The 17,441-nt window shown below is 71.3% G+C and carries 19 protein-coding genes; 7 read left to right on the top strand and 12 right to left on the bottom strand.

All coding sequences use genetic code 11. The annotated features are described in order from the left end of the window. Positions 1-500: 500 nt before the first annotated feature. Positions 501-1,058: a hypothetical protein gene (locus tag ACIPSJ_RS24875; RefSeq protein ID WP_359221408.1), complete on the bottom strand. Its 558-nt coding sequence runs from the start codon at positions 1,056-1,058 to the stop codon at positions 501-503. Between the two features lie 104 nt (positions 1,059-1,162). Here ACIPSJ_RS24875 and ACIPSJ_RS24870 point away from each other — a divergent pair, with 104 nt between their 5' ends. Then, positions 1,163-1,861 carry a TetR/AcrR family transcriptional regulator gene (locus ACIPSJ_RS24870; protein ID WP_401348966.1) on the top strand — a complete coding sequence of 233 codons (699 nt, stop codon included), beginning with the start codon at positions 1,163-1,165 and terminating at the stop codon, positions 1,859-1,861. A 244-nt stretch (positions 1,862-2,105) separates the two neighbouring features. Here ACIPSJ_RS24870 and ACIPSJ_RS24865 read toward each other — a convergent pair whose 3' ends face one another. Next, positions 2,106-3,107, bottom strand: a complete 1,002-nt coding sequence (locus tag ACIPSJ_RS24865) for a GlxA family transcriptional regulator (RefSeq protein ID WP_401348964.1) — start codon at positions 3,105-3,107, stop codon at positions 2,106-2,108. 94 nt (positions 3,108-3,201) lie between these two features. Between ACIPSJ_RS24865 and ACIPSJ_RS24860 the strand changes: the two genes are divergently transcribed. Beyond that, on the top strand, positions 3,202-4,065 hold the full coding sequence (locus ACIPSJ_RS24860; RefSeq protein ID WP_401348962.1) for a dienelactone hydrolase family protein: 864 nt from the start codon (positions 3,202-3,204) through the stop codon (positions 4,063-4,065). A 122-nt stretch (positions 4,066-4,187) separates the two neighbouring features. Beyond that, positions 4,188-4,616, top strand: coding sequence for a hypothetical protein (locus ACIPSJ_RS24855; RefSeq protein ID WP_401348960.1), 429 nt, complete (start codon positions 4,188-4,190; stop codon positions 4,614-4,616). Positions 4,617-4,671: 55 nt separating this feature from the next. Here the strand turns inward: ACIPSJ_RS24855 and ACIPSJ_RS24850 are convergent, their stop codons facing one another. After that, positions 4,672-5,196, bottom strand: coding sequence for a hypothetical protein (locus ACIPSJ_RS24850; RefSeq protein ID WP_401348958.1), 525 nt, complete (start codon positions 5,194-5,196; stop codon positions 4,672-4,674). Between ACIPSJ_RS24850 and ACIPSJ_RS24845 the strand changes: the two genes are divergently transcribed. Further along, positions 5,195-5,632 carry a glutaredoxin domain-containing protein gene (locus ACIPSJ_RS24845; RefSeq protein WP_401348956.1) on the top strand — a complete coding sequence of 146 codons (438 nt, stop codon included), beginning with the start codon at positions 5,195-5,197 and terminating at the stop codon, positions 5,630-5,632. The two genes, ACIPSJ_RS24850 and ACIPSJ_RS24845, sit on opposite strands and share 2 nt — an antisense overlap. Before the next feature lie 535 nt (positions 5,633-6,167). Here the strand turns inward: ACIPSJ_RS24845 and ACIPSJ_RS24840 are convergent. Genes ACIPSJ_RS24840 through ACIPSJ_RS24830 form a run of 3 tightly spaced genes read right to left on the bottom strand, consistent with a single transcriptional unit; the run spans position 6,168 to position 7,895 of the window. Further along, complete coding sequence (locus ACIPSJ_RS24840; RefSeq protein WP_401348955.1) at positions 6,168-6,575, bottom strand: NUDIX domain-containing protein; 408 nt, start codon at positions 6,573-6,575, stop codon at positions 6,168-6,170. A 42-nt stretch (positions 6,576-6,617) separates the two neighbouring features. Next, positions 6,618-7,502 (bottom strand): SDR family NAD(P)-dependent oxidoreductase, encoded by an 885-nt coding sequence (locus tag ACIPSJ_RS24835; RefSeq protein WP_401348953.1) that lies wholly within the window; start codon positions 7,500-7,502, stop codon positions 6,618-6,620. A gap of 36 nt (positions 7,503-7,538) precedes the next feature. Continuing rightward, positions 7,539-7,895: a nuclear transport factor 2 family protein gene (locus ACIPSJ_RS24830; RefSeq protein WP_401348951.1), complete on the bottom strand. Its 357-nt coding sequence runs from the start codon at positions 7,893-7,895 to the stop codon at positions 7,539-7,541. A 297-nt stretch (positions 7,896-8,192) separates the two neighbouring features. Here ACIPSJ_RS24830 and ACIPSJ_RS24825 point away from each other — a divergent pair, with 297 nt between their 5' ends. Beyond that, positions 8,193-9,032 (top strand): MerR family transcriptional regulator, encoded by an 840-nt coding sequence (locus tag ACIPSJ_RS24825; protein ID WP_401348949.1) that lies wholly within the window; start codon positions 8,193-8,195, stop codon positions 9,030-9,032. A 96-nt stretch (positions 9,033-9,128) separates the two neighbouring features. Here ACIPSJ_RS24825 and ACIPSJ_RS24820 read toward each other — a convergent pair whose 3' ends face one another. Next, the gene (locus ACIPSJ_RS24820; RefSeq protein ID WP_401348947.1) at positions 9,129-9,629 is read right to left on the bottom strand and encodes a hypothetical protein; all 501 of its coding nucleotides are present in this window, start codon (positions 9,627-9,629) and stop codon (positions 9,129-9,131) included. A gap of 318 nt (positions 9,630-9,947) precedes the next feature. Between ACIPSJ_RS24820 and ACIPSJ_RS24815 the strand changes: the two genes are divergently transcribed. Next, a complete protein-coding gene (locus tag ACIPSJ_RS24815; RefSeq protein WP_401348945.1) occupies positions 9,948-11,138 on the top strand; it encodes a bifunctional class I SAM-dependent methyltransferase/NUDIX hydrolase in 1,191 nt (396 codons plus the stop codon). 145 nt (positions 11,139-11,283) lie between these two features. Here the strand turns inward: ACIPSJ_RS24815 and ACIPSJ_RS24810 are convergent, their stop codons facing one another. Both ACIPSJ_RS24810 and ACIPSJ_RS24805 read right to left on the bottom strand, forming a co-directional pair. Further along, positions 11,284-11,946, bottom strand: a complete 663-nt coding sequence (locus tag ACIPSJ_RS24810) for an epimerase (protein ID WP_401348944.1) — start codon at positions 11,944-11,946, stop codon at positions 11,284-11,286. Between the two features lie 32 nt (positions 11,947-11,978). Further along, positions 11,979-12,533, bottom strand: a complete 555-nt coding sequence (locus tag ACIPSJ_RS24805; protein ID WP_401348941.1) for a TetR family transcriptional regulator — start codon at positions 12,531-12,533, stop codon at positions 11,979-11,981. 104 nt (positions 12,534-12,637) lie between these two features. Here ACIPSJ_RS24805 and ACIPSJ_RS24800 point away from each other — a divergent pair, with 104 nt between their 5' ends. After that, complete coding sequence (locus ACIPSJ_RS24800; protein WP_401348939.1) at positions 12,638-14,071, top strand: aldehyde dehydrogenase; 1,434 nt, start codon at positions 12,638-12,640, stop codon at positions 14,069-14,071. Positions 14,072-14,572: 501 nt separating this feature from the next. On the opposite strand, the gene ACIPSJ_RS24795 is transcribed toward ACIPSJ_RS24800, so the two are convergent. From ACIPSJ_RS24795 to ACIPSJ_RS24785, 3 genes are all read right to left on the bottom strand, one after another. Next, positions 14,573-15,355 (bottom strand): phosphotransferase, encoded by a 783-nt coding sequence (locus ACIPSJ_RS24795; RefSeq protein ID WP_401348937.1) that lies wholly within the window; start codon positions 15,353-15,355, stop codon positions 14,573-14,575. Positions 15,356-15,444: 89 nt separating this feature from the next. Further along, on the bottom strand, positions 15,445-15,741 hold the full coding sequence (locus ACIPSJ_RS24790; RefSeq protein WP_359227254.1) for a hypothetical protein: 297 nt from the start codon (positions 15,739-15,741) through the stop codon (positions 15,445-15,447). Beyond that, positions 15,728-17,428 (bottom strand): FAD-dependent oxidoreductase, encoded by a 1,701-nt coding sequence (locus tag ACIPSJ_RS24785; RefSeq protein WP_401348935.1) that lies wholly within the window; start codon positions 17,426-17,428, stop codon positions 15,728-15,730. Before ACIPSJ_RS24785 ends, ACIPSJ_RS24790 begins: the two co-directional genes overlap by 14 nt. Positions 17,429-17,441 lie beyond the last annotated feature (13 nt).

Below are 17,441 nucleotides of genomic sequence, written 5' to 3'. Positions count from 1 at the left end.
ACGCGCACGGTGCCCCCGGCCGCCGGATAGCGCCGCTCCCCCATGCCCGCGGTACTGAAGGACTCTGACGCCCTCGCTCAGAGCCTGTTGCTGCGCACCCGCGCCGAATCGGCCGGAAGCGAAGGCGCCGCGCGGGTCTCGGATGGCAAGCTCGTCGGCCGTGGTCGGCGACCAAGGCTGGAAGCTGCGGCGCCGCGGGAGCGATGCCGTTCGAAGCAGCCCATGGGGTGTAGCCTCCGCCCCGCCGGTTCGGCCGACCGGCCGCCGGGCGGCCCGCATGGGGCTGTCCGACACGTACAGGACGTCGACGGCGAGGCGTTCGTCCTGGACGCCTTGATCAGGCTCAGCGCGTCCGGGACACCACCAGAATCCCCCGCGCCCGGCTCCGGACCTTGACCCGGCGTCGCCTCGCTCGGTGCTCCTCAGGCGGGGGGGCTGGGGCGCCCTGCCGTGCGCACCACAGGTTGCTTCATGCCTTCAGCGGTGGGTCGCCCGTCCGGTCAGCTCCTGGGGGTCGAGCGGGACAGGCGGAACGCCGAGACGAGGAAGAAGATCCCTCCGAGCGTGGCGTAGCCGGCGAGGGCGGTCAGCGAGGGGGTGTCCTGCGAGGCGCTTCGGATGAAGCTCGCACCGGCCAGCACCGAGATACCGCCGCTGACGATCATGGGCCACTGGCCGCCCATCGGCCGGCGCGCGACGCCCACGAGGAGCTGGACCAGCCCGGAGGCGACGGCCCACGCACCCCAGACGCGCAGCACGTCGGCGACGCCCGAGGCGCCGGCGACCGCGACGCCGACGGCGGCGAGCACGCTGACGGCCATGTTGGCGTACAGGCCCCTGACCGGCCCGGCGGCACGCGCCGACCTGGCGTCGACGACGGCCGCGGCCACATCGAAGGCGGGATAGATGAACAGCAGCAGCCTGGCCGCGACGGTGAGTTCGGAGCCGGACACCAGCAGGAGTGCGGCCCACACGATGGCGAAGGCGAAGCGGACGACGTACAGCCGGCGCAGGGCGGGCGTGGCGCCGACGGGCTCGGCGGAGGCGGTGGATGCCATGGGGTTCTCCAGTCACTGCGGTTGGCAGAGAGAACGCTCTCTCTTGTTTTGCAGACTGGCACACCCGTTCCGTGAAAACAAGAGAGAGCGTTCTACCCGCTAACATGGGTGGCATGACGAAGACGGAAGCCGGCACAGGCACCGGCAGGCGAGTCTCCGAGGCCCGGGAGCGGCTCCTGAGGACCGCCGGGCAGCTCTTCTACGCGGAGGGCATCCACACGGTGGGCGTCGACCGTCTGGTCGCCGAGTCGAAGGTCACCAACGCCACCTTCTACCGCCACTTCCGCAGCAAAGAAGACCTCGCCGTCGCCTACATCGGAAGCGTCGACCAGGCGATCCGCGCGCAGATCGACTCCCTGACAGCCGCGGACGTGCCGCCCGACGGCATCCTGCGGGGCATCGGCGTGTCCTTGGTCGAGCAGATCCGCTCACCGGGTTACCGCGGATGCGCCTTCCTCAACGCGGCAGCGGAATTCCCCGATCCCGACCACCCGGTCCACCGTGCCGTCGTACAACACCGCGAGTGGTTCCTGCGGACGATCACCGGACTCTTCGCCGAGATCACAACCGCGCAGGCCGACCACGCCGGGCAGCACTTCGTCATGCTCCGCGACGGCGCGATGAGCGCCGGCTACCTCGGCGACCCCGTCGCGGCCGGCGAGACCCTGCTGCGCGGCATCGAAGGACTGCTGCGGATCCACACCGCCCGCGGGCTCGACGATCAGACCGACTCCACACCCGGCCAGACCCCCTCGGCAGCGACGACGGTCCCCGACATCGACTGCTCGCCACCCAGCGCGTAACCGAGGCCGGGACACGACCAGCCACGCCGAGCGCCGAGCGAGCCCGGGCGTGGTCTCCTGCCGGAGCGGGCACAGCCGGCCAGGTGTGGCATGTCCGGCGGGCGAAGGACGCGGTGTGCCGCCGGGCGAGCCGCCGGCCGGGCAAGGCCTTGGACCGGGCACGGGTCGCGAACACGACGGACGGACGGGCGGCCGTCCGCGGCCGGGTCGGCGGACGCCGGCGGCCGAACCGACCGGGCACCTTTCACCCGGGGTCACCGACCGGCTCTGCGGGCGGGCGGCGGAACATGGCGCGGTAGTCCCGTGGTCGCCGGCCCGTGTGCCGGACGAAGACGGCGCTGAACGTGCTCGCGTCGGCGTAGCCGAGGTCGGCCGCGATGTGGGCGACCGTCCTGTCGGTCGTCTCCAGCAGATGCCGGGCCCGGCGGACCCGGGCGGACTGCAGGTACGCGAGGGGGCTCTGGCCCGCCTCCTCGCCGAAGCGGCGGAGCAACGTCCGCGTGCTCACGTGGAACGCCGCGGCGAGGGCGGAGAGGTCATAGCGGGAGCCCAGATTCCGGTCGAGCCACCGCTTCACACCGCGGGAGAACTCGCGGCCGGCGACGGGCAGCAGCGCCGGGTCGACGTACGGGGTCTGGCTGGTACGGGTGTCGTCGACGAGCGCCACACGGGCGGTGGAGCGGGCGACGCCCGGGCCGTCCTGGGCGCGGATGAGCTGGAGCGCGAAGTCGTACATGGCGCTGAAGGCGGCCGTGGTGGTCACCCCGCGGTCGGTGACGACGAGGCGCTCGGGGCATACCTTCACGTCGGGGTACCGGCGGGCGAGGCGATCCGCGAACAACCAGGCGGTCGTCGCCTCACGCCCGTCGAGCAGGCCGGCCTCGGCCACGAGGAAGGCGCCGACGCAGATCGACACGACGGCGGCACCGGAGGCGGTCTGGGCGCGGATCGCCGCCACCTCGGGCCGCAGGTCCGCCAGTGCCGCGTCGAGATCGAGCGCGGGCGTGAGCTCGAAGCCCGGCACCACCAGCACGTCCACCGGGCGCATGGCCGAGACGCCGACCGTCGGACCACCGGACATGATCACCCGCCGCCTGGGTGAGACCACGAACACTTCGCACGAGGGCTGTGCCAGCCCCTGCGCGGCGGCGACATGACGGGCCATCACCAGCAGGTCCGGGACTCCGAACACCTCCGAGCCGAAACACCCGGGGTAGGCCAGCACTCCCAGTCGCAGTGAATCCATGCGTCCCCCCGGCACGAGCGGGTGGCGATTTCGCCGCAGTATCTGGCGATGCCGCCGTTTCTGAGGGAGGCAGTCTCCTGCCACGCTGCCGCTCATGACAAGCACCCACCCGCGACACGACGACTCCCTGGACGATTCTCTGGAGGACTTCTCGCACCGCGTGGTCGACATCGATGCGGTCGGCAGGACCGTGTACGTCACCGGGTCGGGGCCGGCCGTCGTCCTGCTGCCCGAGATGCCGGGGATCAGCCCTGACGTCGCACGGCTGGCGCGCTGGCTGCGCGAGGCCGGCTTCCGCGTGTATCTGCCCTCCCTGTTCGGCGTCGACGGCGCCTACCCGACCGCCGAGGCGGGCCAGGCCGTCGTCCGGCGGGCCTGTGTCAGCGCCGAGTTCCGTGCGTTCGCCGGCGGTGGCACCAGCCCCGTCGTGGCGTGGCTGCGCGGGCTCGCACGGGTGGCGCACGCGGAGTGCGGCGGGCCGGGCGTCGGTGCGGTCGGGCTCTGCTTCACCGGCAACTTCGCCCTGACCATGACGCTCGAACCCGCCGTCATCGCCCCCGTCGTCAACCACCCCTCACTCCCCCTCGACGACCCGGCGGGCCTGGAGATCGGAGCCGATGACGCCGCCCGCGTCGCCGAGCGCGTCCACCGCGACGGCCTCAAGGTGCTCGCCTACCGCTTCGAGAACGACAGGTGGTGCACCGGCCGGCGGTTCGCGGCCTACCGGGCCCTGCTCGGCGACGCGTTCGACGGCCGCGTGCTCGCGGACGAAGCGGCGAACACGAACCCGCCGCCCTTCTTCCGCGACGTCGTCGGCTGCGCCCACAGCGTCACCACGGCCCATCTCGTCGACGAGCAGGGCCACCCGACCACACGCGCCCGCGACGAGATCATCGCCTTCCTCGCCGAACGGCTGAGGCCGGCCACATCCGGCACCGGAGCCGACGGGCCGAACTGACGCGAGCGCCTCGACAGGATCACGTCACATCGGCGAAGCTCGCACAGCGCCCGACCACGTCCAAAGCCGGGCCGCCAACGGAGCCACCACGGCGGTGGCGTGCCGACAGCTTCGGGGAGGGCATGTCCATGCGGCACAGCTGTGGGGTCACGCGATCGGTCGGGCGAGCAGCGGCCGTTGTCGTCGCCGCTGCCCTGATGAGTAGTTGTTCGTCACACGATCCGGCGCAGGCCAAGGAGTGGCAGCGGGATTACTGCACCAAGTTGGGGTCTTGGCAGGACGCGGCACACGCCACGGCAACCAGCGGAGCGAACGCCGATACCGGTGACGGGCCGAGTGTCCGGTCGCCCGAGTTCGACAACACCGAGTCGGCGGGGCATGCGGTGATCGCGGCCTCAAAGAGGCTTGACCAGGCAGGTCTGGAACACGGCGGCACCCACATCCTCGATGACACCGTCGACGCGGTCGGCGGCGACGTCGGGGCTGAGGGCCGTGCGGTGTCCTACTGCGACAGCTCAGGCTTCGAGACCTTGGTCAGTTGGGCTGGATAGTGCCATGAGCGCATGGGTTCGCCGAGTCTCGGTCAAGCCGCGCTTCGGGCAGGCCTTAGACGACGGCCGGCAGGACGGTCAGCGTTCCTGTGGCCGTGTCGATCGTCGCCTGGGTACCGAGCGGGATGGTCGGGGGGTTGGTGCCGTGCCCGGCGGGGAGTCCGCCCAGGACCGGCACACCGAGCCCGGCGAGCCGGTCGCGCAGGACGTCGCGGATGCCCCATCCGCCCAGCGTGGGGTCGTGGGCATCGCGTTCGAAGCCGAGGAACTGGCCGAGGGCGACGCCGTGCAGACCGTCGACTGCCCCGGAGCGGGTGAGCTGGGCCAGTGCGCGGTCGACCTCGCCCAGCCCGGTTCCTCGCTGGTGTTCGAGGAAGAGGATCGCGCCCCGCAGGCTGGGCAGGCCGGCTCCGATCTCCGTGCGGATCGCGTCGAGGTTGCCGCCCATCAGGACGCCGGTCGCCGTGCCGTCCACGGTGATGTCCGCGGTGGTCTCGGGTCGCCCGCCTGTCCGGCGCACGCCCAGGTGGGCGGCCTGGTTCGAGGAGCTTTTCGACTCGTCGGTAGCCTGCATCACCATGATGCGTGCTTGGACCTTGCCGATGCTGCTTGTGCTCAGCGGCTCAGTCGTCGCGGCTGGGCAGACCCTCAAGGGGAGCCCCGGCATGGCCGCAGCACTCCTGCTGGTGTTCCTGGCGCTCGCCGGCGCGACCTCACCCCTGATCTTCCCGAGGTCGATCAGTGCGCAGGAGGCACAACGCCGCAGCGCGGTCGACGGCCGACCGGTCGTCTTCTGGCGGCCGGGCTGCACGTACTGCATGCGACTGCGCATCCGGCTCGGCCGCAGCGCCCGCCAACTGCACTGGGTCAACATCTGGCGCGACCCCGCAGGGGCCGCAGCGGTGAGAGCGGTCAACGACGGCAACGAGACCGTGCCGACCGTCGTCGTGGCCGGCCAGCCCCACACCAACCCCGATCCCGGATGGGTGCGCGAACAGCTCTCCCCCTCCGCGTGATCAGGAACGGCGCCTTACGGAGATAGGGAGAGGCACCCGCGGGCACCCTCCGCGTTCTGCCCCCGTTCCAGGTACAACGGCGCATTCGCGCTCGGCTCTGTCGATGGAACGGACGCACCGATCCGGGTGGTGCGGCGAAGGAAAGACCTCAATTTGGTGACGGCCTGGCGCAGGTTCGCACACGCCAGGGCGGTCCACAGACCAGGCGGCCCGGCTGCGTCGGCGACCGGGACGGAAGAGGCGGCCAGGATCCCGAACCAGACAGCGGCAGGGCCTCGGTGGCCACCACCGCCAGGATCAGCGGCAGCGGGTTCCAGGGGGGTGTTTCGGTGCGGCGCGATGAACGGCATCACCTCGCGGAGCGCCCCGCCACGAATGCGCTGCGCGCTCTCACCTGCGCAGCCGCTCAACCTCGCCTCAGCGCGCACCCGATGATGATGACGCGGTTCGAGGGCGGCGGTCTCCGTGCCGGTTGTGCGGGTGGTGAGGCGGGCGGGATCCGAGGCTCACGGTGCCTTGCACGTGGGCCTGTCCTTCAGGGCAGTCGGCCAGATGTGTGCAGCACGTCGAACACCATCTGGTCCACTGCCGAGACCCGCGCACGATCGCCGTAGCCGAACCAGTCCGACTCGGCGATCTCCCTTGAGGCAACCAGCGGACCGGAGTACGCGGCGGTGTAACAGATCATCCGGAACTCGGTGCGCCCGTCGGAGTCCCTTTGGGTTTCGAAGGTACCGACGTGCTCCATCGTCGTCGTATCGATCCGGGACTGGAGCTCCTCGTCGATCTCACGCGCCAAGGTCTCGGCATCGGACTCACCCGGCTCCCGTTTCCCGCCCGGGAAGTAGAAGACATCGACACCGCGGTTGCGCGTCACCAGCACCCGCCCGTCACGCACCAGAACCCAGGCCACTTTCTCCGGAACGACCTCGATGTTCCCCATCTCCGGACCCTACCCACCCACACCGACACACCACCAAGACCCTCAGGATCCAGCACGATCGCGACCACCTGGCGAGAGCGCGGGGTCAGGGAAGTCCGCGGCGCGGGAGGCGGTCTCCTGGGCGCGCAACTCGGCTAGGGCGCCGCGCAGTTGGTCGTGGACGGCGTCGTAGCCGCCGTTGCCCAGGACGATGCGGCGGGGCGGGGAGTCCTGCCGCATGGCGTCGACCACGGTCTCGACGCCGCGGTGGGGATCGCCGGGCTGACGGCCGTCCTGACGGACCATGGCCGCCCGCACCGTCTCCACGAACGCCCGGTAGGCCTCCACGGTCTCGGTCACCGGCTCCTCGGCGAAGCCGGCATAGGCCCGGGTGCGGAAGGCCCCCGGCTCCACGGCGAGGACCCGGATCCCGAACGGCTCCACCTCGGTGCGCAGCGCGTCTGTCATGCCCTCCACCGCGAATTTGGCGGCACTGTAGAAGCCGAAACCGGGCACGCTCGCGATCCCGGCGACCGAGGACATGTTGACGATCCATCCGCTGCGCCGCTCCCGCATGCCGGGAAGCGCCGCGCGGACGAGGTCGACGACGGAGAAGAAGTTCAGCTCGAAGGAACGGCGTACGTCCGTCTCCGGGGAGCCCTCCACCGATCCGTACCAACCGCGGCCGGCATTGTTGACCAGCACATCGATCCCGCCGAAGTGCGCCTCCGCGGCCCGGACCGTGTCCCGGACCTGCTGGGGGTCCGTGGTGTCCAGCTCCAGCAGCAGGATCCGCTCACGCGCCTCCGCGCCGTGCAGGTCGGCCCATTCCTTGAGCTGCCCGGGCCGGCGAGCGGTCAGTACGACGTTGTCACCCTGTTCCAGCGCGACGTCGGCATAGGCCCTGCCGAAACCGCCGGTACCGCCGGTGATGAACCATGTCTTCATGGAGTCCCTCCTTGGAGTGTGCGAGGCAGCAGTGCGTCAGGGGGCGATGACCAGGCCGCTGATCAGTGCGCCCTCAAGGGTGAAGCGGTAGTCGAGGTCGACGCTGCCGCCGGGGAAGTCGCCTTCCAGGTGCTGGATGAGGGTGAACCGGTGGGTGCCGGTGCGCATGGCGGCCACCGGCGTGGTGGTGTAGGTGAACTCGGAAGCGGCGTTGGCGATCCAGTCGGTGATCGAGGGGATGCCTGTGTGGGTGCGGCCCTCATCGGTCACGCTCGCCTGCGGGGTCAGGATCCGGGCCGCCGCGGTGGTGTCCCGGGTGTCGAGCGCGGTCACGAACTGCTGGACGGCCGCGGGCAGATCGGTGATGTCGATACGGACAGTGCTGTCGGTCATGGGGTGCCTTACATGAGTGACGGCGTGGCGCTGACGGCGCGAACGCTGCGGTAGGGGAATCCGGACCGGTATCCGTTCCCGTCGGCGGTGGCCATACGGACGGGTCCGGGCATCGGTCGGTAGTAGTCGAGCGTCTCCTGGACGGGGTCGTCGGCGAAGCCCGCCCGGGGGCGGGTGCGGCGGCGCCGTGGTGACCGCGCCCGTGGACGCCCAGCAGGTGGCTCATGGCGATCACGATGGGGGCTCCCCCAGGGAGAGGGTCAAGCAGGTCGAGGCCGGCGGATGCACACTGGGGGCATGTCCTGCGGATTGACGATCGGCGAGTTCTCGCAGTTGACGCACCTGAGCGTGCGGACGCTGCGCCGGTACCACGAGTCCGGGCTGCTGGAGCCCGCCTCGGTGGACCCCGTCAACGGCTACCGCTGCTACACCAGCGACCAGATCCCCACCGCGCAGGTCATCCACCGGCTGCGGGAACTGGACGTGCCGCTGGCCGACGTGGCCAAGATCCTCGCCACCGAGGACGCCGTGGAGCGCGCGGACCTGGTCGGTGAACACCTTCGACGGCTGGAGGCAGAGCTGGACCGCACCCGAGCCGCTGTGACCTCCCTGCGCAACCTGCTGCGCCCCGACGACGCCGGCCTGCGGGTCGAGCTCCGCCCGGTGGCGGCCAGAACGGTCGCCGGAGTCGAGGACCTGGTCGGCCACGAGGAGGTGCTCTCCTGGTTCGACGGGGCGATGACCGAACTCGACGCCGCGGTCGCCGGTCTGCCGGCATGGGGGCCGCCGGGCGGGTGCTACGCCAACGAGCTGTTCACCCGCGGCCGGGGAACGGCGCTGGTCTACCGGCCTGTGGCCGACCCGCCGACCCTAGGCCGGGTGCGACCGGTGGATCTCCCGGCCGGCGAACTCGCCGTGGTCGTCCATCCCGGACCGCATGACGACATCGACGTCACCTACGGCCGGCTCGGCGCCTGGGTGGTCGACCACGCCCTGGCGGTCGATGGTCCGGTGCACGAGACGTATCTCGTCGGCCCGCGCGACGACCCGGATCCGGCGGCCTGGCGTACCGAGATCGGCTGGCCGGTGTTCCGGCTCGCGCCCACACCTGGTCGACGGCCGGACGACGACTGCTGACCCGCAGGGCGAACCCCTGCTTCCGCCGGCGCCAGAACACACGGCTCAAGCGCTTCGAGCCCATCTCGGCCCAGCCCCTCGACCCGCGCCCACGGCTCAATGCCCATGGCGCTCGGCGAGCCGCTTCAGGTTCAGCAACTGCCGTCGGGCCATGATCAGATCGCCGACCGACAGGCCAATGGCCGTCCAACGGCCGGTCTGCATGACGACCTTCAGCAGCAGGCGCGTCCTGTCGGGATCCTGGGGCACGAGGACGTAGGAGAGGAGGGCACCCATGATGGTGCCCGTCAGCTGCTGTCCGGGTTCGACCGACACGATCCGGCCCAGCCGGCGCCCGCCGACAGCGGTGAACCGCTCTCCCACTTCAGGCTCGGGAAGTCCGGCCAGTTCGCGAGGCGAGCGGCGGCCGAGGTTGTCGATCCAGTCGTACGCGTACGGCGCAAGCCTCACTTGCGTGATCCACGGCCACAGCGTTTCGGCAGGCACCTCGACACCCACGCCGCGCCATGCCTGCAGCGCGGGTGAGGTGACGAAGTCGTCGCACGGATAGGGGCGCGCGATCTCGGCGTCGCTCACACCCCACCGGTCACCGATCATGCGTCCGCCCTCCGCCGACATCCCCGCCAGCCGGTGCTCGAAGGTTGATACACGCGTCAGCGGACAGGACAACCGGACCGCACGTCGCTGACATCAACCCAGCCGTACCAGGTCAGGCCAGTCGGCCGCTCGCTGAGTGGCCGGCTCGACGAACTCAGTCTGCCCTGGACGGCAGCTCACAGCCGACTTTCTTCTTTGAGGACTGAAGAGGACGGACGTGGAGGAGACCCTTCTCACGGGTCGGCGGGAGAAGGGCTCCGCCGGCCCCCGATGCCCGCCTCGCCCTTCAGCTGGGCCGACCGAAAGCGGAGACACGGCATGACGGACACCCCGGAGAAGGCCAACGCCAACGCGTGGAGGGCGTACGGCACCCATCACCTCCAGCGGGGCACCCAACCGGCCGAGGCGGACCACGTCGAGTGGGGTCCGGGCGGCACCGGACCGGGCGATGAGCCACTGGGCGATCTCCTCGGCAAGCGGGTGCTCGATCTCGGCTGCGGCACCGCCCGGCACGCCGCCCACCTCGCCCGCGACCGGGGAGCACAGGTGGACGCCGTCGACGCCTCAGCCCCGCAGATCGAGCGCGCCCGGGCCCGCTACCACCGGCAGCCCGGTCTCACGTTGGCCGTCGCGGACGCCGTCGCGCACCTGCGGACGTGCGCGCCGTACGACGTGATCTACTCCGTCCACGCCCTCCCCTACATCGACCCGTACCGCCTCCTGCCCGCCCTGGCCACCGCCCTCAGACCCGGGGGCCGCCTCGTCTTCACCGTCCTGCACACCAATTCCCTCGGCGACGGGCCGGCCACTTCTGTGACCGCGCGGCCGGAGACCTTGCGCCTGGCCGGAGGCGAGGACGTGACGGTGCAGATGTGGGTCCTCAGTTCCGGGCTGTGGGAGGACCTCCTCGTCGAGTACGGGCTGGAGGTGGAGACGGTCACGGCCCTGGACGCACCCGAGGCGGACAACCACGCCTCCTACCGGCTCTTCGAGGTCCGCAGGCCCCACCGGATCAGCTCCCGTCCGCGCACCGGCCGACCGCCGCGGGCACACGCCGCCCTCGGGGTCGGCGCCGTCCTGGGCGGTCCGGGTGGTGTGCTGCTGGGCCGTCACCGACTCGGCACCTGGGAGCTGCCGGGCGGCAGCGTCGAGCCCGGCGAAGCGCTCCAGCAGGCGGTCGTACGCGAACTCGCGGAGGAGACCGGGCTGATCGCCGATCCCGCCGATGTGCGGCTTGTGGGGACGCTGTTGGACAGCGTGGGCGAGGTGGTCCGGATGACGGTCGGCGCCGTCGTCACCCGCTGGCACGGCGAGCCCGCCGACCAGGACGGCGAAAGCGTCGGCAGCTGGCGCTGGTGGCCCCTCGATGCCCTGCCCAACGGATTGTTCGTGTGCAGCGCGCAGATCCTCACCGCCTGGCGGCCCATGCTGCGAATCGACCACCCACCTGCGGCCTTCGCCCCCTTCGCCGACCAGCCCCTGAACTCGGGGGAACGGCCGCCCTCTTGACCGCGACGAGCCGGAACGCCCGTGCGAGCGGCTGGTACGACGGCCGGCGGAGCCGCCGGAATCGCACGTGCCGCACGGCGACGAGGGGAACGGGGGCACCGCGTTCACCGGGCGGCGCCGGGCCTGACCGCTGTCAGGCCCGGTCTCAGGCGCCCAGGCGGTTGATGTCCGGGCTGAACAGAATGCGGTGCTCCACGGGGTGACGGGTGACGGCGAGCATGGCGCGGCCGATGTGTTCGGTGGTCGTGGTGTGCTTCGGGGCGATGCGGTGCAGCACGGGATACAGCCAGGCGGTGAGGGCGTAGGTGAGGCGGTAGACGGTGGTTCTGGAGACGGCGCCGTGCCGTGGCTGGATGTAGCCGGGGCGGAACATGAACGCGGTCATCGGCAGGGCCAACAGGGCGTTCTCCGTGCGGCCCTTGACGCGGGCCCACATGGACCGGCCCCGCTCGGTGCTGTCCGTGCCCTCGCCGGAGACATAGACGAAGGTCAGGTCCGGGTTGTGCACCAGGAGGGCATGCGCGGCGGCGAGGGTGAAGTCGTGGGTGACGCGGGTGTACTCCGCCTCGCCGAGGCCGGCGGACGACACACCGAGGGGATAGAAGCAGGCGTCCACGTCCGTGAGCCGGTCGCTGATGGCGGAGAGGTCGGCGAAGTCCTGGTGGATGATCTCGTGCAGCTTGGGATGGGTGATGCCGAGCGGGCGGCGGTTCACGACCAGGACGCGAGCGACCTCGCTGTCCAGCAGACAGGCGCGCAGGACGCCGTGTCCGACCATGCCGGACGCGCCGAAGATGACGACGTTCATGAGGGGCTCCGTGCGGAGAGGCGAGGCTGGGGTCAGGTGCGCAGGATCGCGGTGGCGACGGCGACGATCGTCGCCCGGCGCCGCTCGCGGTCGACGTCGGACCCCATGACGGGCATCAGCGGGGTGTTGCTGAGGGAGAGCAGGATCATGAGGTCACGCAGTTCCCCGGCGGGCAGGCTGTCGGGGACGGCGCCGTCCTTCTGCGCCTGGGCGATGCTCTCGGCCTTCTCCCTCTGGGCGTCGTAGACGACCTGGGGGAGGGTGTGCTCGGGGCGCTCCAGCTGCCGCCAGGCCGCGAGGCGCACCACGTCAGGGTGCGCCTCGTAGTAGTCGTACAGTCGCCCGGCGTAGCCCGGCAGGTCCGTCGGCTCCATCGGGACCGCGTCGACGATCTCGGTGACGAGGCGGCTGTACACCGTGTCGAACAGCTCCGTCTTGCTGCCGAAGTAGCGGTACAGCAGGGCGTTGTTGACGCCCGCGGTCCGGGTGATGCGATCGACCCGGGCACCGGCGATGCCGTACTGGGCGAACTCCTCGGTGGCGGCCTCCAGGATCTTGCGCCGGGTCTCGTCTGCGTTGCGTGCCATAGGCCCAGCATAAGTAAGTAGGTGCCCACTTGCATAGTCGGCCCCACAGTCGTACGGTCGAGATGTAGGTAACCACTTACATTCCTAGCGCAACAGAAGGCATCATGATCAATTACGAGAAGCTGTACATCGGCGGCCACTGGGTCGCCCCCTCCCTCGACGAGCGGATCGAGGTCCGCTCCCCGCACGACCACTCACTGGTCGGCCGGGCGGCGCAGGCGGCTCCCGTCGATGTCGACGCGGCCGTCGCCTCGGCCCGGCGGGCATTCGACCACAGCCCCTGGCCGGCCCTTCCGCCCGAGCGACGCCGCGCGCTGGTGGCCCGGTTCAACGAGCTGCACGCCGCCCGCGCCCAGGAGATCGCCGCTCTGGTCACCTCGGAGAACGGCTCCCCGGCCTGGTTCACCCAGTCGCTGCAGACCTCGCTCACCGAACAGACGGCCGCCTATCTGAGGTCCTCGGAGAGTTTCGGCTGGGAGGAGGAGGTGACCAGCCCGTCGGGTGCCCGGTCCCTGGTCCGGCGTGAGCCGGTCGGTGTCGTCGCGGCGGTGATCCCCTGGAACGCTCCCCACCAGTCCGCGCTGGTCAAGGTGATCCCGGCGCTCCTCGCGGGCTGCACCGTGATTCTGAAGGTGGCCCCGGAGACGCCTCTGGACGGTCTGCTGCTGGGTGAGCTGTTCACCGAGGCCGGCTTCCCCGACGGAGTCGTCAGCATCCTCCCGGCAGGCCGGGAGACCAGTGAGTACCTGGTGTCCCACCCCGGTATCGACAAGATCGCCTTCACCGGCTCCACCCGTGCCGGCCGCCGGATCGCCGCCATCGCCGGCGAGCACCTGAAGCGGGTCAGTCTCGAACTCGGCGGCAAGTCGGCCTCCATCGTCCTGGACGACGCCGACCTGGACACCGTCGCCGGGGCCGCCCCGCTGCTGGCGTTCGCCAACAGCGGGCAGTCCTGCGTCGCCCACACCCGCCTGCTGGTCCCCCGGAGCCGCTACGAGGACTTCGTCGCCGCGGTCGCCGCTGCCGCCGAGCAGGTCACGGTCGGCGACCCGGCCGATCCCCGGCACCGGGTCGGCCCGCTGGTCACCGCCGCCCAGAAGGAGCGGGTGGAGTCCTACATCCGGTCAGGGCTGGACGACGGCGCCCGGCTCGTCGTGGGCGGCCTCGGTGCCCCCGAGGGCCTGGAACAGGGCAACTACGTCAGGCCCACCGTCTTCGCCGACGTCGACAACTCGATGCGCATCGCCCGGGAGGAGATCTTCGGCCCGGTGCTCGTCGTCATCCCGTACGAGGACGAGGACGACGCCGTGCGGATCGCCAACGACTCTCCCTACGGGCTCGGCGGCGGCGTATGGACCACGGACACCGAGCGCGGCCTCGCCGTGGCCCGCCGTGTCCGTACCGGAACCTTCCTCGTCAACGGCGCCCCCATCGGCTTCGACGCGCCCTTCGGCGGATACAAGGCCAGCGGCATCGGCCGGGAGTTCGGCACGGTCGGCCTCTCCCAGTACGTCGAGCACAAGTCGATCTCGGTGTAGCGCGCCCGTCCGACGACCGCCCACTCCCCCGGCCAGCCGTCACCACCGGCGGCGGGGCAGGCCGCGACCTGCCCCGCCGCCGGTCGCCACGGTCCGCCTCGCCGCCGCCCCACTACCGGAACCGGTCCGGCCTCGCCGCCTTCGACCCCGACGCGACCCGTCGGCTGCCGCTGACGATCGTCGTCGACGCCAAGGGCAAGCCGCTCGGTCTGTACGTCTTCGGGTACGACCGGCGGGCGGTGAACACCGTCATCCGGCGCACGTCCAGCGGCGGCGTCTCCGTGAACGAACTCGCCCTGCACGCCCTGTCCGACAGCGCCCGCCTCAGCGCCAACGCCGTCCCGCCGTGGAGGGGCGATCGAGGTCGAGATGACCGTGTTCGTCTCGCCGTGCCAGAACCGCCAGGCCGCCTCCAGCCGTAACCGTTCCCGAAACTTCCGGCGTTCGGGCAAATGCTGAGGGTCAGGGATTTGCCATGCGCTGGAGGCCGGTTAGGTCGTGTCAGTCGTGGCCGAGGAGTGCCTCGCGCCGGGCCAGCGCCCACGCGCGCTCCTCCTCGATGTCAGGGATGAAGTTCTGTCGTTGAAATGCCGCCCAGGGATCCTCGCCGAGCGGGCCCAGGCGCGCTATCCGCTCGGTCTCGTCGCGTTGCAACCGCGCAAGCGCGTCCAGTACGTCGCCTGGATCCGCACCGTAGGCGTGGCAGAGCAGCCGCAGCCGTCGTGCCAAGGGGGCGCCGCCCGCGTCGTAGCCGACCCTGCGCTGACGGTCCGGAAGCCGCAAGGGCACGCTGTACCAGGCGAGTTGCGCGAGGTCGTCCAGCGCCTCGCCGGGGATGGCCAGGTCCCAGTCGATGACGCCCACCAGGCGGTCGTCCGCCCAGACCGAGTTCCAGCTCGTCAGGTCACCGTGGCGCATGATCAGCCCGGGACGCCAGCGGGCCTCCGGGTCGCACCAGACGGCCCGCGAGGAGGGGCGGAAGTCGCGTACGGCCTCGTGATAGTCCCGCAGCCACCGCCCGAGCGCGGTGACGCCCTCGTCCGCGAGGAGCGCCCGCGGCCACGGGTACAGCCCGACTTCGCCCCGCAGCAGCGACACCACCTCGTGGCCGTCCACGGGACCGTCGCCCAGGGCGCGCGGCGCGCCGGCGAATCCCACCTGCTCCAGGTGGCGCAGCAGTTCTCGCACTGCGGGGGTCCACACGCGCCAGGGCCTGAGGATGGTCTCGCCCTCACGGCGCACCGTCGACAGGCCGCCGCGCATCGATTCACCGTCCGCGATCATGGTGGAATCCTAGTGAGCGGCGGGATTCTGGGGCCGGGCGCGGTACAGCCTCCGGAGGGGGAGCCGGTCCGCTGTGGTCGGGGCGGCGGTCAGGGCGTGTCGCCGGAGTAGTGGAGGCGGCAGATCACACCTGGGCCGGGCGTGCGCGTTTCACCCGGGCGCGGGTCGTACAGGGCGCGGCCTCCGGGCCACCGCGACAGCTCTGTGGCCAGGGCCACACCGTCGTCGACTTCCTCGGCCGGCCGGCCGTGGATGTCCAACAGCAGGCCGTCCAGCGGTCCGCCGACCAGTTCCGCATAGGTCCGGTCCGGAAGCGGTCCGGGGTTGGCGTCGTCGTGGTCCGCGCCGTACACACGGCCGTTCAGCAACTGCTCATCGCCGTTCATGCGGTCCAGACTCGCAGCCGCCACCGACAACGCGGGTTCGCCCGCCGTCACCCTGGCCTTGCAGTGAAGGGACGTGTCCGTCGTCGGCGAGTGCCTCGTGGACGGAGGAGACCGCGCCGGCGCCGTCGCCGACGGCGGTGGCCACCCGTTTCGTCGAGCCCGCGCGGAGGTCGCCGACGGCGAAGACCCGGGGTGCGCTGGTCTGGAACGGCAGGGCCGCCGCACCGAACCGGCTGTCCGTGAGGACGAAGCCGTTGGGGTCCTTGGCCACGCCGTCCAGCCAGTCCGACGCCGGGTCGGCGCCGATGAAGCAGAACAGGGCGCGGGAAGCGAGCCGGTCCCGTCGCCCGTCGGGTCCCTCGGCCACGATCGACGCGAGGGTGTCGGCGCCGTCCAGTTCGCGGATCGTGCTGCCGGTGTGCACCTGGATCCGGGTATGTGCTCGGATCCGGTCGGTGAGGTAGGACGACATCCGGGCTCCGAGGTCGGCGCCGCGGACGATCAGGTCCACCGTCGCGCCGCGGGCGGCGAGGGACAGGGCCGCCTGCCCGGCCGAGTTGGCGCCGCCGACGACCGTCACCGGCTGGTCCTCATAACCTCGGACGTCCAGCTCGGTCGCGGCGTACCGGACGCAACCGGACTTCTCGAAGGTCGTCCATTGCGGCAGGTCGAGGTGGCGGTAGTGGGCGCCGGTCGCGGCGATCACCGCCCGGCACCGGATGCGTGTGCCGTCCTCCAGCAGGACGGCCGGCCGGCGCTCCTCGGAGAGGTCCAGGCCGGCCACGGCGCAGGGCGCGTGGATCCGCACGCCGAACTTGAGCGCCTGGACCATCGCCAGACGGGTCAGGTGTTCGCCGCTGACTCCGTGTGGGAAGCCCAGGTAGTTCTCGATGCGGGCGCTCTTGGCGGCCTGGCCGCCGAGCCCTGCGCGATCCAGCAGTACGGTGACGAGACCCTCGGACGCCCCGTACACGGCGGCGGCCAGACCCGCCGGGCCGGCGCCCACCACGACGAGATCGACCGGCCGCCCGTCGGCTCGATAGGTGAGGCCGAGCACCTCGGCGAGAGTGCCGGGCGTCGCACGCCGCAACAGCGATCCGTTGACCAGCGCGGCCGGGAGGTCGTCCTCGCCGAGCCCCGCCAGGCTCATCAGCGCGCGTCCGGGGTGCGAGGCCGCGTCGAGCCAGGAATGCGGCAGGAGCATCTGCGTCGCGTAGGTGCGTAGTTCCAGTGTCTCCGCGGCGGACGGTCGGCCGAGGAGCTCCAGGGCGTTGTCTGCCGCGTCGCGGATCACGTCGCGCCGTTCCCTGAACGCCTCGATCAGTGTGTCGGCGATGTCGACCTGCTCGGCGAGGGCCCGGCGCAACATCGCCGCCCGGATCCGGACGACCGTCCCGGCGGACACCACCCGGGCGGTCAGGTAGACGTGCTGACCGGTCAGCAGGTTGAGCTCGCCGAGGAAGTCTCCGGGGCCGCCCCGGTAGATCAACCGCTCTGGCTCGATCGCCGTCGCGTCCCGGACGATGTCCACGGCCGCCGACCGGAGCAGGAAGAAGTCGTAGGTGTCGTCGCCGGAGGTGTACAGGTCCCGGCCGGGCTCGGTTTGCTCCGCCTCGCCGTACTCGGCCAGCCTGCGGAACTGTTCGTCGTCCAGGACCGGCCCGCGCTGTGCCGCGCCGTCGTTCACGTGATTCCTCCGA

This window comes from Streptomyces sp. NPDC090088 (genome assembly GCF_044747345.1).
Taxonomy (GTDB): Bacteria; Actinomycetota; Actinomycetes; order Streptomycetales; family Streptomycetaceae; genus Streptomyces.
Note: the sequence above shows the minus strand (reverse complement) of the source record. Positions and strands in the feature narration are given on the sequence as shown.

Coding starts and splice junctions, on each gene's coding strand:
- ACIPSJ_RS24815 (WP_401348945.1), top strand. CDS start 9,948: ATGACGGACACCCCGGAGAAGGCCAACGCCAACGCGTGGAGGGCGTAC.
- ACIPSJ_RS24870 (WP_401348966.1), top strand. CDS start 1,163: ATGGGTGGCATGACGAAGACGGAAGCCGGCACAGGCACCGGCAGGCGA.
- ACIPSJ_RS24875 (WP_359221408.1), bottom strand. CDS start 1,058: ATGGCATCCACCGCCTCCGCCGAGCCCGTCGGCGCCACGCCCGCCCTG.
- ACIPSJ_RS24845 (WP_401348956.1), top strand. CDS start 5,195: ATGATGCGTGCTTGGACCTTGCCGATGCTGCTTGTGCTCAGCGGCTCA.
- ACIPSJ_RS24865 (WP_401348964.1), bottom strand. CDS start 3,107: ATGGATTCACTGCGACTGGGAGTGCTGGCCTACCCCGGGTGTTTCGGC.
- ACIPSJ_RS24800 (WP_401348939.1), top strand. CDS start 12,638: ATGATCAATTACGAGAAGCTGTACATCGGCGGCCACTGGGTCGCCCCC.
- ACIPSJ_RS24850 (WP_401348958.1), bottom strand. CDS start 5,196: ATGGTGATGCAGGCTACCGACGAGTCGAAAAGCTCCTCGAACCAGGCC.
- ACIPSJ_RS24860 (WP_401348962.1), top strand. CDS start 3,202: ATGACAAGCACCCACCCGCGACACGACGACTCCCTGGACGATTCTCTG.
- ACIPSJ_RS24820 (WP_401348947.1), bottom strand. CDS start 9,629: ATGATCGGTGACCGGTGGGGTGTGAGCGACGCCGAGATCGCGCGCCCC.
- ACIPSJ_RS24825 (WP_401348949.1), top strand. CDS start 8,193: ATGTCCTGCGGATTGACGATCGGCGAGTTCTCGCAGTTGACGCACCTG.
- ACIPSJ_RS24795 (WP_401348937.1), bottom strand. CDS start 15,355: ATGATCGCGGACGGTGAATCGATGCGCGGCGGCCTGTCGACGGTGCGC.
- ACIPSJ_RS24840 (WP_401348955.1), bottom strand. CDS start 6,575: ATGGGGAACATCGAGGTCGTTCCGGAGAAAGTGGCCTGGGTTCTGGTG.
- ACIPSJ_RS24805 (WP_401348941.1), bottom strand. CDS start 12,533: ATGGCACGCAACGCAGACGAGACCCGGCGCAAGATCCTGGAGGCCGCC.
- ACIPSJ_RS24790 (WP_359227254.1), bottom strand. CDS start 15,741: ATGAACGGCGATGAGCAGTTGCTGAACGGCCGTGTGTACGGCGCGGAC.
- ACIPSJ_RS24810 (WP_401348944.1), bottom strand. CDS start 11,946: ATGAACGTCGTCATCTTCGGCGCGTCCGGCATGGTCGGACACGGCGTC.
- ACIPSJ_RS24830 (WP_401348951.1), bottom strand. CDS start 7,895: ATGACCGACAGCACTGTCCGTATCGACATCACCGATCTGCCCGCGGCC.
- ACIPSJ_RS24855 (WP_401348960.1), top strand. CDS start 4,188: ATGTCCATGCGGCACAGCTGTGGGGTCACGCGATCGGTCGGGCGAGCA.
- ACIPSJ_RS24835 (WP_401348953.1), bottom strand. CDS start 7,502: ATGAAGACATGGTTCATCACCGGCGGTACCGGCGGTTTCGGCAGGGCC.